2 protein-coding genes are annotated in these 1448 nt (G+C 62.5%); both read left to right on the top strand.

The window, feature by feature from the left end:
• On the top strand, window positions 1–406 hold a 406-nt coding region (locus AB4Z11_RS31620), incomplete at its 5' end, for a SapC family protein (RefSeq protein ID WP_442030121.1).
• Entirely contained in the window at window positions 393–1403 is a 1011-nt protein-coding gene (locus AB4Z11_RS31615; RefSeq protein ID WP_442030119.1) for a cupin-like domain-containing protein, read from the top strand. The genes AB4Z11_RS31620 and AB4Z11_RS31615, both read left to right, overlap by 14 nt.
• Window positions 1404–1448 lie beyond the last annotated feature (45 nt).

The raw sequence follows: 1448 nt of genomic DNA, 5'->3' as shown, positions 1-1448 counted from the left end.
GCTCAACATCCACATCGACATGGACAGCCCGCGCGTCAGCCGCACGGAAGGCGAGGCGCTGTTCCTGGCTTATGGCGGCACCACGCCCTATCTGGAACACGTGAATTCGATGCTGCTGGCGATCCACCAGGGCTTGCAGGATCTGCCTGGCTTCATTGCCGTGCTGCGCGAGCACGATCTGCTGGAATCCTTCGTGGCCGATATCGAGCTGGAAGATGGCTCGCAGAACCGCCTGTTCGGTTTCCACACGATCAACGAAGACAAGCTGCTGCAGCTGCCAGGCGACGTTTTGGAAAGCCTGAACCGCGCCGGACATCTTCAGTCGATTTACATGGTGATGGCTTCGCTGTCCAATTTCCGCGGCCTGATTGAGCGCAAGCAGCGTGCTGTCAATGCAAACGCCTAAGCCCATGCGCGAACTGGCGGGCTTGTGCCCTTCAGATCTGGATGACGAGCTGCTGACGTCCACCGAGCCGCTGGTGTTGCGTGGCCTGGCCGCACAGTGGCCTCTGGTGCAGGCAGCCCGCACATCGCAGCGCGCCGCCAGCGATTACCTGCACCGTTTCTACCAGGGCGAAAAGGTAGTCGCCATGCTGGGGGCGCCGGACATCCGCGGCCGCTTCTTCTACAACGAAGACCTGAGCGGTTTCAATTTCGCTTCCGTGCGCACGGGGCTTGGCGGCGTGCTGGAAGAACTGGAGGCCCACCGCAATGATGTGCAGCCGCCCGCCATCTACGTTGGTTCCACCGAGGTCGATGGCTGCCTGCCGGGCTTGCGCACCGAGAACGACCTGGAGATGGGCGCGCGCCAGCCCTGGGTCAGTATCTGGCTGGGCAATCAGACCCGCATCGCTGCCCACTACGACCTGCCTGACAATATCGCCTGCGTAGCGGCGGGGCGGCGGCGCTTCACGCTGTTCCCTCCTGAGCAGCTGCGCAATCTGTATATCGGTCCGCTTGACTTTACGCCGGCGGGACAGGCCATCAGCCTAGTGGATTTCCATCGTCCGGACATGGTGCGTTACCCGCGCTTTGCCGAGGCGCTGGCGCAGGCGCAGTCGGCCGAGCTGGAAGCGGGCGACGCGATCTTCATCCCGAGCATGTGGTGGCACCAGGTGGAGGCGCTTGATCCCTTCAATATCCTGGTCAACTACTGGTGGCGCCAGTCGCCCGGTTTCATGGACACGCCCACCAATGCCCTGATGCTGGCGCTGATGACCATGCGCGACCTGCCGCCGGCCCAGCGCGCCGCCTGGCAGGAACTATTCCGCCATTACGTTTTCGAGAGCAATGGCAGCGAAGCCGCGCACATTCCACCGAATGCCCGCAGTGTGCTGTCGCCGCTGAATGATGCTGGCGCGCGCGCATTGCGCGGCCAGATCCTCAATCGCATGAACCGTTAAGGACAATCGTATGCAAGCAAACAATCAACCGATCCGCCGCGTGGT

It is taken from the genome of Pseudoduganella sp. RAF53_2, from assembly GCF_052113985.1.
In the GTDB taxonomy this organism is placed as follows: Bacteria; Pseudomonadota; Gammaproteobacteria; order Burkholderiales; family Burkholderiaceae_D; genus Rugamonas.
Note: the sequence above shows the minus strand (reverse complement) of the source record. Positions and strands in the feature narration are given on the sequence as shown.